The sequence below is a fragment of the Stenotrophomonas maltophilia group sp. msm4 genome, assembly GCF_032025605.1.
Classification (GTDB): domain Bacteria; phylum Pseudomonadota; class Gammaproteobacteria; order Xanthomonadales; family Xanthomonadaceae; genus Stenotrophomonas; species Stenotrophomonas sepilia.
Window position 1 is genome coordinate 597,697 of record NZ_JAVSKK010000004.1, and the last position, 13,634, is coordinate 611,330.

The following is a 13,634-nucleotide window of genomic DNA, read 5'->3' on the forward strand; positions in this document are numbered from 1 at the left end:
CGGGGTGACAGAACCAGAGGTGGGGACTGCGCTGCGCCCTTCAAGCCACCCGCGACCGGCTGACGCAGGGGCAACGTTCAGCTTTCTCCGCTGCCCTCGTTGCTGCGTCGCCGCTTGGCGCGCGGATGCGCGGCGTCGTAGACCTTGGCCAGGTGCTGGAAATCGAGGTGGGTATAGATCTGCGTGGTGGCGATGTCGGCATGGCCCAGCAGCTCCTGCACACCACGCAGGTCGCCGGACGATTCCAGGATGTGGCTGGCGAAACTGTGCCGCAGCATGTGCGGGTGCACCTGCTTGAACAGGCCCTGGCGCTGCGCCAGCTGGCGGATGCGGATCTGCACCGCACGCTGGCTGATTGGCCCGTTGCGACCGGGGAACACCGGCGATGCCGGACCACCGCCACTTTCCGCGCGCCACGCCTGCAGCGCTTCGCGTGCCGGCCGCCCGAACGGCACCCGGCGCTGGCGGTTGCCCTTGCCCAGCACGTTGACCAGCCCGCTGTCGAAATCCAGGTCGCGCCAGGTCAGCGCGCAGACTTCGCTCAGGCGCAGGCCGGAGGAATAGAACAGTTCCAGCAGCGCGCGGTCACGGCGGCCGAGCTCACCTTCCGGCTCCAGTTCGACCAGCTGCACCGCCTCATCGGCGTCAAGGACCTGCGGCAACCGGCGCGGCGCGCGCGGTGCCTTCAGCGTCGCTGCCGGACTGACCTCGATGCGCCCGTGCTTGAGCAGCCAGGCATAGAAGCTGCGGCAGGCCGACAGGCGGCGTTGCAGGCTCTTGGCCGACAGGCCGCGGCGATGCTCGTCGGCGACGAACTGGCGCAACGCATCGGCATCGAGCGCCTCCACCGCTACGCCACGCGGTTCGGCCCAGACCGCTAGCGCGTCCAGGTCGCGGCGGTAGGCGTCAAGCGTATGCGCCGACATCCGCCGCTCCACCTGCAGGTGCTGCAGGAAGGCCTGTACCGCGCTCATCGTCGTCCGGTCCTGCTCAGTCGTGGAAGCGCTTCAGGCCAGTGGCAAGGGCGTCGCCCATCATGCGCAGGAACAGCGTGCCCATGCCCGGGTAGAAGCGGTTCGGGTCGTGGCTGCCGACTGCGATCAGGCCGACGCCCGGCAACGGCAGCAGCGCGGTGGTCTGCACTTCCTCGCTGCGCACGCCGTACAGGACGGCATTCTTTTCCGGCTGCAGGCGGCCGCAGATCGGCTCGCCGTCGTTCAGGCAATCGCGGAACGGGCCCAGTTGCGGATCATCGGCAGCAATCACCTGCAGCCAGTCGGCCTGTTCCAGCCCGGCCACCGGCGCATGCACCACCAGCCGCACCAGGTCGCCGGCGAAGTCTTCCTGCAGCGATGCGGCCATCGCGCGCAGGGTATCGGCCGCGTTGTCCTGCTTCATCAGTGCCAGGGTCAGCTGGTGCGTGCGCACTGCCAGGCGTTCATTGACCTGGGCGGTGGCGCCCAGGTCGGCCAACCGTCGTGCCAGCTCGCGGTTCTTCTCGCGCAGCACTTCCAGCTGGTAGCTGGCCAGCGATGCGGTCGGGCCGTCATCGCGCGGCACCACCAGGGTCAGGGCCAGGTCCGGGAACTGCTTGAGGAAGCCGGGATGTCGCCGCAACCAGGCAGCGACTTCATGAGCCCCGAGCTTGTCGACGGTTTCGGTCATGCCATCCACTCCCCTTCGAAGACGAATGCGGTCGGGCCCGCCATCACCACCGGCTGGCCATCGCCCGGCCACTGGATGCGCAGGTCACCTCCGGGCAGGCTGATGCGCGCATCGCGCTGCAGGCGGCCGCGCTGCATCAGGGTCACGGCGGCGGCGCAGGCACCACTGCCGCAGGCCAGGGTCTCGCCGACACCGCGCTCGAACACGCGCAGGCGGGCGTGCGCCGGGCCCATCACCTGGGCGAAGCCCACGTTCACCGAGCGCGGGAACGACGCGTGCTGCTGCAGCAGCGCACCGACGCGTTCAACCGGAGCGGCATCGATCAGGCCCACTTCGATCACCGCATGCGGGTTGCCCATCGACACCGCAGCAAAGCGGACGCTCTCCCCCTGCAGCGGCAGCAGGTATTCCTCGCGCGGATGGGCGAAGCCCATCAGCGGCACGTTGGCCGGCTCGAACGCGGGCACGCCCATGGTTACCGCGAATTGCCCATCACCGAGCACCTTCACTTCATGGCTGGCCAGCGGGCTGTCGATGACGAACGCATCGCCCTGCGCACTGCCCTCGCGCACCAGCCAGGCCGCGATGCAGCGCGCGCCATTGCCGCACTGCTCGGAATTGGAACCGTCGGCGTTCCAGATGCGGTACGAGGCCACCGAGCCTTCCGCACGCGGCGCCTCGATGGTCAGGATCTGATCGCAGCCGACGCCGGTGTGGCGGTCGGCCAGGCACGCGGCCAGTTCAGGCGTGGGCGGCGCAGTACCGTCACGCAGGTCGATCACTACGAAATCATTGCCCGCGCCATGCATCTTGCTGAAGCGCAAGGCCTTGGAACCGGCCTTACTCATTCCCGCTGCCCGCCTTCTTCGCTGGCGCGGGTGCCGGCTGGGGGGTCGTTGCAGCCGGGTCGACGGTCGTGGCCGGAGCAACGGCGCCCTGGCCCTCGGCCGGGGTCGCCTCGGTGGCGGGCTCGGCGGCCGGTTCGACGGTTTCTTCCACCGGCACCGGCTTCTGCGGCAGTACCAGCGGGCCCTTGTTGCCGCAGGCGGCGAGGAGCAGCAGCGAGGCCGCTGCCAGCGGAATCAGGATGGCGTTTCGATGGGGGATCTTCATGCCCCGAGTATAGCCATTGGCGGCTGAGCGGTTCGTGCAGGGGATCGGGTTGCCGGCCAGCGGCCGGCACTACCGCAGGCGCTCAATCCGCGGGCGGTGGCAACGGCCGCGTCCACAGCCAGATCGCCACCACGGTCATGCTGCCGATCGAGAACCACTTCACCCAGGCGACCGGCACGCACCACAGCATGATGCAGGCGCACACCGCCATGGTGATCGTGGCCATCCACTTGCCGTAGCGGCTGACCGCACCATGTGCCTGCCAGTTGGCGATGGCCGGGCCGAAGCGCGGGTGCTGCAGCAGCCAGGTGTGCAGGCGTTCGGACCCACGTGATGCAGCCCACGCCGAGATCAGGATGAATACGGTGGTCGGGAGGCCCGGCACGAAGATGCCGACGATGCCGGTGCCCAGGCTGACGTAGGCCAGCAGCCACCACGCCCAGCGGAAACGCACCACGCGCGGTGGCGTGGCGGTATTGCGGGATGCGGAGGGCTCGGGCAGGCTCATGGCCGCAAGGATAACGGTTCGGGGTGCCCGGCAACGCCCGGCACCCCTTCGCCGTTACGGCTGGGCGATGCCCAGCTGCTGCAGCACGAACGCGTACGACTCGGACAGCTCGCGGTAGCGCTGGAAGCGCCCCGACTTGCCGCCGTGGCCGGCTTCCATGTTGGTGCGGAACAGGATCGGGTAGGGGCCGGTGTTGTGATCACGCAGCTTGGCCACCCACTTGGCCGGCTCCCAGTACTGCACCTGCGAATCCCACAGGCCGGTACCCACGAACAGCGCCGGGTACGCCTGCTGCTTCACGTTGTCGTAGGGCGAGTAGGACAGCATGTAGTCGTAATACGGCTTCTGCTCCGGGTTGCCCCACTCATCGTATTCGTTGGTCGTCAGCGGAATGGTCGGGTCGAGCATGGTGGTGACCACGTCGACGAACGGGACCTGCGCCACCATCACCCGGTAATCCTGCGGGGCCTGGTTGGCCACCGCGCCCATCAGCAGGCCACCGGCGCTGCCGCCGGACGCGGCGACGCGATCCTTCGCCGCCCAGCCCTGTGCGACCAGGCCGCGGGTGACGTCGATGAAGTCGTTGAAGGTGTTCTGCTTGTGCAGCAGCTTGCCGTTCTCGTACCAGTCGCGGCCCATTTCCTGGCCGCCGCGGATGTGGGCGATGGCATACACCACGCCGCGGTCGAGCAGGCTCACCGCGGTCTGGTTGAAGTACGGATCCATCGACATGCCATAGCTGCCATAGGCGTACTGGAACAGCGCGCCCTTGCCATCCTTCTGGTAGCCCTTGCGGTAGACCAGCGACACCGGCACCTTCACCCCATCGCGCGCGGTGATCCAGACGCGGTCGGTTTCGTACTTCGAGGCGTCATAGCCGATCACCGGCTGCACCTTCAGCTGGCGACGCTCACCGGTGGCGGTGTTCAGCTCGAACACGGTGGTCGGGGTTGTCATCGAGGTGTAGACGTAGCGCAGCCACGGCGTATCGGCCTCGGTGTTGTCGCCCAGGCCCATCGAGTACGCCGGCTCATCAGCCTTCACGTAGTCGCTGCGGCCATCCTTGAACAGCAGGCGGATGCGCTCCAGGCCCTCGGAACGTTCGGCGATGGCGGTGTAGCTGTCGAACAGCTCGAAGCCTTCGATGAACACCGCATCGTCATGCGCGATCCAGTCCTTCCACTGCGCACGCGAGGTGGCATCGGTCGGTGCGGTGACCAGCTTGAAGTTCTTCGCACCGTCGTTGGTGCGGATCACCCAGCGGCCGTCGTAGTGGTCGGCGTCGTACTCGACGTCACGCTGGCGCGGGGCCAGCACGGTGAAGGTGGTCGGATCGCTGGCCGGTGCGTAGCGCTCTTCCGAGGACACAGTGCTGTGCACGCCGATGGTGATGAAGCGATCGTCGCGGGTGCGGCCGATGCCCATGTAGAAGCTGTCGTCCTTCTCTTCGTAGACGACGGTGTCGGCGCTGGCTGGAGTGCCCAGCACGTGCTTCTTCACGCGCACGGTGAGCAGCGTTTCCGGATCGTTCTCGACATACAGCACGGTGCGGTTGTCGTCGGCCCAGACCAGGTCGCCGGAGCTGCCGGTGATCACATCGGGCAGCACCTTGCCGGTGGCCAGATCCTTGAAGCGGATCGTGTACTGGCGGCGGCCGACATCATCATCGGCCCAGGCCAGCAACTGGTTGTCCTGGCTGACCTCCATCGAGCCGACGCTGAAGTAGCCCTTGCCGGCAGCCATCGTATTGACGTCCAGCAGGATTTCCTCGGCGGCCTCCATGCTGCCCTTGCGGCGCGCGTGGATGGGGTAGTCCTGGCCGGTCTCGAAACGGCTGTAGTACCAGTAGCCGCGCTCGCGCGCCGGCACGCTGGAATCGTCCTGCTTGATGCGCCCGACAATCTCCTTGTACAGGGTGTCTTCCAGTGGCTTCAGCGGTGCCAGCAGCTGGTCGGCGTAGGCATTCTCGGCCTGCAGGTAGGCCAGCATGTCCTTGTCCGCGCGCTTGTCATCGCGCAGCCAGTAATAGTCATCGTTGCGGGTCGCGCCGAATGGCGCCTTGACCACGTGCGGATGCCTGGCGGCGTCCGGCGGAACGGGCGGAGTGGCGGCGGTAGCAGTCGTGGTCATCAGGCTGGCGAGCAACAGGCAGAGGGTGGACTTCATGAAGTAGGGTTCCTGGCGCATCAATGCAATGGTCTTCGGCGGGGTCAGATCCCTTTTCCCGAAAAGGGATCTGACCCCAATCGCAGCCAAGCGGCAACCCTGCGGATCGTCATGGGCCATGCCGACCGGCGTACCATGGATCGATGAGTACCCTGCCCCACACGCCGGGCTACAGCCGGCGCAGCCATGAAATCGCTCCGTTCCATGTGATGTCCCTGCTGGCCCGCGCGCAGGCGCTGGAACAGGCCGGCCACGATGTGATCCACCTGGAAATCGGCGAACCGGACTTCACTACCGCCGAACCGGTCGTGCGGGCCGGCCAGGCCGCACTGGCCGCCGGCCATACCCGCTACACCGCCGCACGTGGCCTGCCGGCCCTGCGCCAGGCGATCAGCGGTTTCTATCGCAGCCACTACGGTCTGGACATCGACCCTGAACGCATTCTGGTCACCCCGGGTGGGTCCGGTGCGCTGCTGCTGGCCAGCAGCCTGCTGGTCGACCCCGGCCGCCACTGGCTGCTGGCCGACCCCGGCTACCCCTGCAACCGCCACTTCCTGCGCCTCGTCGAAGGCGGCGCACAGCTGGTGCCGGTCGGCCCGGACACTGCGTACCAGCTCACGCCGTCGCTGGTGGAACAGCATTGGAATGCCGACAGCGTCGGCGCGCTGGTTGCCTCGCCGGCCAACCCGACCGGCACCGTGCTCTCCGCCGACGAACTGGCTGCACTGTCGCAGACCCTGCACGCGCGGGGCGGCCACCTGGTGGTGGACGAGATCTATCACGGCCTGACCTACGGCCTGGACGCGCCCAGCGTGCTGCAGGTGGACGACAACGCATTCGTACTGAACAGTTTTTCCAAGTACTTCGGCATGACCGGGTGGCGGCTGGGCTGGCTGGTGGCGCCGCCGTCCGCAGTACCGGATCTGGAGAAGCTGGCGCAGAACCTGTACATCAGCGCCTCGAGCATCGCCCAGCACGCCGCGCTCGCCTGCTTCAGCGAGGAATCCATGGCGATCTTCGAGCAGCGCCGCGACGCGTTCCGCCAGCGTCGCGACTTCCTGCTGCCGGCACTGCGTGAGCTGGGCTTCCGTATCGAAGTCGAGCCACAGGGCGCGTTCTACCTGTACGCCGACGTCAGTGCATTCACCGACGACGCGCAGGCATTCTGCGCGCATTTCCTGGAAACCGAGCACGTGGCGTTCACCCCGGGCCTGGATTTCGGCTTCCATCGTGCCAACCAGCACGTGCGCCTGGCCTATACCCAGGAGGTACCGCGATTGCAGGAGGCGGTGGCGCGGATTGCGCGCGGATTGAAGCGTTGGCAGGGATCACGTTGACGGTAGTGCCGGCCGCTGGCCGGCGACGGCATCATCCACGCATTGCAGGTTTGCCGGCCAGCGGCCGGCACCACCGGGCAAAGAAAAACGCCGCCCTGGGGCGGCGTTTTCCGTTCTGCTTACTTGCCGCCCAACCGCTCCCACAGGAAGCTGTACGCCAGCGCCGACATGTGCGCGGCCTGCGCGTTGTTGGCGGCGCCGCCGTGCCCTCCTTCAATGTTCTCGTAGTAGGTCACGTCCTTGCCGGCGTCGATCATCTTCGCCGCCATCTTGCGGGCATGCCCCGGGTGCACGCGGTCGTCGCGGGTCGAGGTCGTGAACAGCACCGGCGGGTAGTTCTTCTTCGCGTTGAACAGGTGGTACGGCGAGAAGGTCTTGATGAACTCCCAGTCACTGGTATCCGGGTTGCCATACTCGGCCATCCATGAGGCACCCGCCAACAGGTGGCTGTAGCGCTTCATGTCCAGCAACGGCACCTGCACCACCACCGCACCGAACAGCTCCGGGTACTGGGTCAGCATGTTGCCGGTCAGCAGGCCACCGTTGCTGCCGCCCTGCACGCCCAGGTGCTTGGCGCTGGTGATCTTGCGCTTGACCAGGTCCCGCGCCACCGCGGCCATGTCTTCGTAGGCCTTATGGCGGTTCTGCTTCAGCGCCGCCTGGTGCCAGCGCGGGCCGTACTCGCCGCCGCCACGGATGTTGGCCACCACGTACACGCCGCCCTTCTCCAGCCAGGCGCGGCCCATGCCACCGGAATAGCTCGGGGTCAGCGAGATCTCGAAGCCACCGTAGCCGTACAGCAACGTCGGATTGGAGCCATCGAGCTTCATCGCCCTGTCGTGCACCACGAAGTACGGCACGCGGGTGCCGTCCTTGCTGGTGGCGAAGTGCTGCTCGATCACCTTGCCCTTGGCGTCGAAGAAGGCCGGCATGGTCTTCAGCGTTTCCGGGGCCTGGCCGATCTCGGCCAGGGCCAGCGTGGTCGGGGTCAGGTAATCGGTGGCGGTCAGCCACACCGCGTCGCTGTCATTGCTGTCCACTGCAGCCACGCCCAGCGTGCCGAAGGCCGGGGCGCCGACGAAGCGGCTGGTCTGCCAGCCATTGGCGCCCGGGGTCAGCACCGACAGGCGGTTCTTGACGTCGTCCAGCACGTTCAGCACCAGGTGGCTTTTGGTCCAGGTGGCGCTGGCCAGCGAGGTGGTCGCGGTCGGGGTGAACAGCACCTCGAAGTCGCGCTTGCCGGCAAGGAAGTCGTCCAGCTGGATCGCCAGCAGCGAACCGGACGCATAGGTCTTGCCGCCCACGGTCCACGGGTCGCGCAGCTCCAGGGTCAGCCACTGCTTGTGCAGGCCCTTCTCGGCCGAATTCGGCGCGTCGATCTTGGTCAGCGTGCCGTCGTCGCCACGCAGGTAGAGTTCGTTGTTGTAGAACGCCAGCGTACGGCTGACCAGGTTGCGCTCGAAGCCCGGGGTGTCATCGTGCATCGCCGCGATGTACATGTCTTCCGGCTTGCCTTCGTACACCACGGTGGCCGAGGCCATCGGCGTGCCGCGCTTCCACAGCTTGGCCACGCGCGGATAGCCGGACGTGGTCATCGTGCCGGCACCGAAGTCGGTGTAGACGAACACGGTGTCGCGGTCGACCCAGTTGAGGCCCCCCTTCGACTCCGGACGGAAGAAGCCGTCCTTGATCCAGGTCTTGTTGGCCAGGTCGAACTCGCGGGTGACGTCGGCGTCGGCGCCGCCGCGCGACAGCGCGATCAGGCAACGGCTGTAATCCGGGCGCAGGCAATCGGCGCCGTGCCAGACCCAGTTCTCACCCTCGGCCTTGTTCAGCGCATCCAGGTCGAGCACGGTCTCCCACTGCGGCGACGCCTTGCGGTACTCGGCCAGGGTGGTGCGCCGCCACAGGCCGCGCTCGTGCTGCTGGTCCTTCCAGAAGTTGTAGTAGTAGTCGCCGATCTTCTGCACGCCCGGAATCTTGGCATCGGAATCGAGCACCTCGCGGATGCGGGTCTCCATCTGCTTGAAGGCCGGGGTCTGCGCCAGGCGCGCCTCGGACTTGGCATTCTGTTCCTTGACCCAGGACAGCGGCTTGTCGCCGGTAACGTCCTCCAGCCAGGCGTAGCGGTCGGTATCTTCAGCGGCCACGGCGGTCCCCACCGAGGCAGCGGTCATCATGCCGGCCAACAGGCAGGCGGAAGCGAGTCGTGACATTGCAGCTCCAGGCAGTCATAAGCCGTGGAACGCTAGCACGGAATGCCGCGGCCTCCCCCGTGTCGAAGGTCAGGCCGTGGCCGCCGGGCCGCGCCGGCGACGCGCCTGTCCACCGGTACGCCGCACCTTCGGCAGCCGCGACAGGCGCGGCAGCGGGAAGCGCAACAGCGCCCACCAGGCCGCGAGCGGCATGCCGATCAGCCACATCGGCAGCCAGCCCAACCACGCGCTGCTGCCACGTGCCGCTGGCCAGACCAGTACCAGCGCCAGTCCGGCCAGCGCCAGTTGCCGCACGCCACGCAGCAGACGCGGGTCGGCGCGTTCGATGATGCGTTCAGTTGCAGGGTGACGGACGGAACGTGTGTTCATGAGCCTTCTCCGGTAGACAATGCAACACAGCTTGGGCAAGCCCCTTCTCACAGATTGCGACACCATTGACGGATCGCGCACGCTCAGTCGACCATGCTCAGGCAAAGCCCTCCTGAGCCCGCTCCCGCATGACTTCGATCCGCCCGCTCTGCGCCGTGTTGCTGGCCCTGTCCCTGGCGGGCCCCGCCATGGCGGTCGGTGAGCCGCCATCACCCCGTGCCAGCGCCCCGCGCGCCGATCCGGATGCCCCGATCGACCTCAAGCGCTTCATGGGCACCTGGTACGTGATCGGCCGCGTGCCGAACTTCATCGAACGCGGGCACGTCGCCAGCGTCAACGAGTACGAGTTGCGCGACGAGCACAAGGTCGGCATCACCTACCGCTACCGCGACGGCTTCGGCGAACCCCTGCAGGAGATCCGCGCACGCGCCAGCGTCGACCCGGACAGCGGCAACCACGGCTGGCGCACCTGGTTCTACCGCGTGGTGCCGACCCACTCCCGGGTGCTGGACGTCGCCCCGGATTACTCGTGGGCGCTGATCGGTTATCCGGGCCGTGAGATGGCGTGGATCTTCTCGCGCACGCCGGACATGGACAAAGCCCTGTACAAGGAGCTGGCCGAGCGCCTGCGTGACGAGTACGGGGTGAACACCGACAAGCTCAAGCGCGTGCCGCAGCACCCGGAGCAGGTCGGCAAGCTGGGCTACGAAGTACCGAACGCGCGTTGACCGCACGTGGAATTGCCGGCCAGCGGCCGGCACTACCGTTTCCAGGCAATGGGGTAGAGCCGGCCGCTGGCCGGCTACCGGCAGGCGTAGCGGTTACTTGCGGCTGTAATGCGCGACCAGGCGGTCGCCGAGCATCTGCAGCAGCTGCACCAGGACCAGCAGCAGGACCACGGTGACCAGGGCCACGTCGGTGTGCGAACGCTGGTAGCCATCGCGGAACGCCAGGTCGCCGAGGCCGCCGGAACCGATCGCACCGCCCATCGCAGTGAAGCCGATCAGGGCCACGGTGGTGACGGTGGCACCGGCGATCAGGCCGGGGCGCGCTTCCGGCAGCAGCACGCGGGTCACCAGCTGCCAGGTGGTGGCGCCCATCGCCTGGGTCGCCTCGATGACGCCTCGATCCACTTCGCGCAGCGCGGTCTCGACCAGGCGCGCATAGAACGGCGCTGCGCCGATCACCAGCGGCACGATCGCGCCGCGCACGCCCAGCGAGGTTCCCATCAGGAACAACGTGACCGGAATCAGCACGATCATCAGGATGATGAAAGGCACCGAGCGCAGCAGGTTCACCACCAGTGCCAGCGCGCCATAGGCGAACGGCCTCCGCTTCATCTGTGGCGCGCCGAACAGGTACAGCAGCACGCCCAGCGGCAGGCCGATGGCCAGCGTCAGCGGCAGCGAACCGAGCAGCATCAGCAGCGTGTCGAGGGTGGCCTGGCCGATGTCGGCCCACTTGCCCGCATCCAGGTGACGGAAGAAGCCGCCAGCAGCAGCAATGATCATCGACGCAGCTCCTCGACGTGCACGCCGGCGGCCACGAAGGCAGCCTGCGCGGCGGACTGGTCGCCGCCCACCAGGGCGACCACCAGCTGGCCATACGGGGTGTCCTTGATCCGGTCGATACGGCCGGACAGGATGTTGTAGTCGACCCCGGTCTGCCGCGCGACGCTGCCGAGCAGGGGTTCGTAGGTGTCGCCACCGAGGAAGGTCAGGCGCACGATACGGCCGCCAACGGCATCGAAATCACGGTGCAGCGCGCCCTCGTCCACATGCTCCGACTCGCTGACGAACCGGCGCGTGGTCGGATGCTGCGGGTGCAGGAACACCCGGGTGACCGGACCGGTTTCGACCATCTGGCCGGCATCGAGCACCGCAACGCGGTCGCAGACACGGCGGATCACGTCCATCTCGTGGGTGATCAGCACGACGGTCAGGCCGAGCTCGCGATTGATCTTCGACAGCAGTGACAGCACCGAAGCAGTGGTCTGCGGGTCGAGCGCACTGGTGGCCTCGTCGCACAGCAGGATCTGCGGACGGGTCGCCAGCGCGCGGGCGATGCCGACGCGCTGCTTCTGGCCACCGGACAGCTGCGCCGGATACTTCTGCGCATGCGCTTCCAGGCCCACGGTCTGCAGCAGCTCGGCCACACGCGCGTCGATTTCCGCCTTCGGCGTGCCGGCCAGTTCCAGCGGAAAGGCGACATTGCCCGCCACCGTGCGCGACGACAGCAGATTGAAATGCTGGAAGATCATGCCGATGCGCCGGCGCAGCGCGCGCAGGCCGTCGGCGTCCAGCGCGGTGACATCCTCACCACCAATCAGCAGCCGGCCACCGCTGGGTTCTTCCAGGCGGTTGATCATGCGGATCAGGGTCGACTTGCCGGCGCCGGAATGGCCGATGATGCCGAAAACCTCACCGGCCTCGATGGTCAGGTCCAACGGTTGCAGCGCGCTGATCTCGCGGCCGGCAACGGCATAGGATTTGTGCAGGCGCTGGAACTCGATCACGGGCGTGGCTCACCGGCTGGGTGACGGAAGGGGGCGTGCAGCCTACCAGCGCAGGCGGTCGCGCGCCCGCGCCATGGGCCAGAATGTTATTCCTTTTGGTTCTAACGTACCTGCTCCGGCGCGGGTTCCGGGGTCGGATCCCCGCAGGGGCTCTGACCCCGCTTCCCGGCCAAACCGGTTCAGGGATGATCCAGCGGCTTCGGCGGCTCCTGCCTGTTCACCCGCTCGCGGTGCAGCAGGTAAAGCCCCGAAGCCACGATGATTGCCGCGCCCACCCAGGTATAGCCATCGGGCAGCTGGCCCCAGAAGGCCAGGTCCCAACCGATCACCCAGACCAGCCCGCTGTACTCCAACGGCGCGATCATCGAGGCCTCGCCCAGCTGGAAGGCCCTGGTCAGGGCGATCTGGCCCAGCGCCCCGGCCAGGCCCATGCCACCGATCAGCGGCGCATGTGCCAGCTGCAGTGGCACCCAGCCGGGAAGGGCCAGCAGCCCGGCACCGATGGCCATGATCACCAGGAACCAGACCACCATCGACTGCGAAGTATCTGTGCGGGTCAACAGGCTGACCGTGATCGCGGCTACGGCATAGGCAGTGGCCGCGGCCAGCACCATCAGCCCCGGCACCGAGATGAAGCCATCGACGCCCGGCCGCAGCACCACCAGCACACCGACCAGGCCAATCCCGATGGCGACCCAGCGCCGTGGCCCGACCCGCTCGCCCAGCAGCGGCACCGACAATGCGGCGATCAGCAGCGGGGCAACGAAATAGATCGTGTAGGCAGTGGACAGCGGCAGGTCGCGCAGGGCGAACACGAAGCAGCCGATCATCGCCATGCCCAGCGCACCACGCAGCAGGTGCAGCCCCCAGCGGCGCGGCACCAGCGAACGCGGCCCGGCGCTGGCCAGCACCCAGACCAGCACGAATGGCAACGAGGCCGCGCCGCGCAGGAAGGTCACTTCCAGGGTGGGGTAGCTGGCCGACAGCTGCTTCATGCCAGCATCCATCAGCGAGAAGCAGGCGACCGCAGCGACCATCCAGGCCACTGCGCGCGAGGGGGAGCGTTGCACGTTCATGGCCCATTATCGCCCGGTCGTCGCTTTCTGTAGAGCCGGACCCACGCTCGGCCGCTCTTCACAAAGCAGCCGAGCGTGGGCTCGGTTCTACAAAGGGCGGGCGTGGGGCCCTCGCGATAGAATGGCTGCCACTGAATCCTGCGGAGCATCGCCCATGCCTTCCTTCGACGTCGTGTCCGAAGTCGACACCCACGAACTGACCAACGCCATCGACCAGGCCAACCGCGAACTGGCCACCCGCTTCGATTTCAAGGGCGTGGATGCCAAGTTCGAACGCGATGGCGATGTGATCAACCAGTTCGCGCCGACCGAGTTCCAGCTCAAGCAGATGAACGACATCCTGCGTGCACGCCTGGCCGCGCGCGGCATCGATGTGCTCAGCCTCGAATTCGGCGACATCGAGACCAACCTGGCCCAGGCCCGGCAGAAGATCACCGTCAAGCAGGGCATCGAGCAGAAGATCGCCAAGAAGATCGCTGCTGCGCTGAAGGAGGCCAAGCTGAAGGTTGAAAGCCAGATCAATGGCGACAAGCTGCGCGTGCAGGGCAAGAAGCGTGATGACCTGCAGGACGCCATCGCCGTGCTCAAGGCCGGCAAGTTCGAGCTGCCGCTGCAGTTCAACAATTTCCGCGATTGATCTGGCCGCCGGGCATGGCCCGGCGCCGGCAC

The 13,634-nt window shown here is 67.2% G+C and carries 14 protein-coding genes; 3 read left to right on the forward strand and 11 right to left on the reverse strand.

The genetic code is table 11. From position 1 onward, the window contains the following. Positions 1-77 precede the first annotated feature (77 nt). From xerC to ROV93_RS20935, 6 genes are all read right to left on the reverse strand, one after another. On the reverse strand, positions 78-974 hold the full coding sequence (gene xerC, locus ROV93_RS20910) for a tyrosine recombinase XerC (protein WP_072167202.1): 897 nt from the start codon (positions 972-974) through the stop codon (positions 78-80). Between the two features lie 16 nt (positions 975-990). Then, positions 991-1,665 (reverse strand): DUF484 family protein, encoded by a 675-nt coding sequence (locus ROV93_RS20915; protein ID WP_005419445.1) that lies wholly within the window; start codon positions 1,663-1,665, stop codon positions 991-993. Further along, positions 1,662-2,513, reverse strand: a complete 852-nt coding sequence (dapF, locus tag ROV93_RS20920; protein ID WP_180890487.1) for a diaminopimelate epimerase — start codon at positions 2,511-2,513, stop codon at positions 1,662-1,664. Before dapF ends, ROV93_RS20915 begins: the two co-directional genes overlap by 4 nt. Further along, positions 2,506-2,778, reverse strand: coding sequence for a lipoprotein (locus ROV93_RS20925; protein ID WP_072167204.1), 273 nt, complete (start codon positions 2,776-2,778; stop codon positions 2,506-2,508). The genes dapF and ROV93_RS20925 overlap by 8 nt, the downstream gene beginning before the upstream one ends. 82 nt (positions 2,779-2,860) lie before the next feature. Beyond that, complete coding sequence (locus ROV93_RS20930; protein ID WP_072167205.1) at positions 2,861-3,286, reverse strand: YbaN family protein; 426 nt, start codon at positions 3,284-3,286, stop codon at positions 2,861-2,863. 54 nt (positions 3,287-3,340) lie between these two features. Continuing rightward, complete coding sequence (locus ROV93_RS20935; RefSeq protein WP_072167300.1) at positions 3,341-5,452, reverse strand: S9 family peptidase; 2,112 nt, start codon at positions 5,450-5,452, stop codon at positions 3,341-3,343. Between the two features lie 143 nt (positions 5,453-5,595). Here ROV93_RS20935 and ROV93_RS20940 point away from each other — a divergent pair, with 143 nt between their 5' ends. Then, complete coding sequence (locus tag ROV93_RS20940) at positions 5,596-6,789, forward strand: pyridoxal phosphate-dependent aminotransferase (protein ID WP_065186217.1); 1,194 nt, start codon at positions 5,596-5,598, stop codon at positions 6,787-6,789. A gap of 119 nt (positions 6,790-6,908) precedes the next feature. Here ROV93_RS20940 and ROV93_RS20945 read toward each other — a convergent pair whose 3' ends face one another. Both ROV93_RS20945 and ROV93_RS20950 read right to left on the reverse strand, forming a co-directional pair. Further along, positions 6,909-9,005 (reverse strand): prolyl oligopeptidase family serine peptidase, encoded by a 2,097-nt coding sequence (locus tag ROV93_RS20945; RefSeq protein WP_072167207.1) that lies wholly within the window; start codon positions 9,003-9,005, stop codon positions 6,909-6,911. 69 nt (positions 9,006-9,074) lie between these two features. Beyond that, positions 9,075-9,374 (reverse strand): hypothetical protein, encoded by a 300-nt coding sequence (locus tag ROV93_RS20950; RefSeq protein WP_072167208.1) that lies wholly within the window; start codon positions 9,372-9,374, stop codon positions 9,075-9,077. A gap of 128 nt (positions 9,375-9,502) precedes the next feature. Here ROV93_RS20950 and ROV93_RS20955 point away from each other — a divergent pair, with 128 nt between their 5' ends. Next, positions 9,503-10,102, forward strand: a complete 600-nt coding sequence (locus tag ROV93_RS20955) for a lipocalin family protein (RefSeq protein WP_049438993.1) — start codon at positions 9,503-9,505, stop codon at positions 10,100-10,102. 93 nt (positions 10,103-10,195) lie between these two features. On the opposite strand, the gene ROV93_RS20960 is transcribed toward ROV93_RS20955, so the two are convergent. The 3 genes from ROV93_RS20960 to ROV93_RS20970 form a co-directional block, all read right to left on the reverse strand. Continuing rightward, a complete protein-coding gene (locus ROV93_RS20960) occupies positions 10,196-10,885 on the reverse strand; it encodes a methionine ABC transporter permease (protein ID WP_065196496.1) in 690 nt (229 codons plus the stop codon). Then, on the reverse strand, positions 10,882-11,889 hold the full coding sequence (locus tag ROV93_RS20965; RefSeq protein WP_072167209.1) for a methionine ABC transporter ATP-binding protein: 1,008 nt from the start codon (positions 11,887-11,889) through the stop codon (positions 10,882-10,884). The genes ROV93_RS20960 and ROV93_RS20965 overlap by 4 nt, the downstream gene beginning before the upstream one ends. A gap of 179 nt (positions 11,890-12,068) precedes the next feature. Then, positions 12,069-12,965, reverse strand: coding sequence for a DMT family transporter (locus ROV93_RS20970; RefSeq protein WP_019660712.1), 897 nt, complete (start codon positions 12,963-12,965; stop codon positions 12,069-12,071). A gap of 154 nt (positions 12,966-13,119) precedes the next feature. Here ROV93_RS20970 and ROV93_RS20975 point away from each other — a divergent pair, with 154 nt between their 5' ends. Continuing rightward, on the forward strand, positions 13,120-13,602 hold the full coding sequence (locus tag ROV93_RS20975; protein WP_005419468.1) for a YajQ family cyclic di-GMP-binding protein: 483 nt from the start codon (positions 13,120-13,122) through the stop codon (positions 13,600-13,602). Positions 13,603-13,634: the final 32 nt, after the last annotated feature.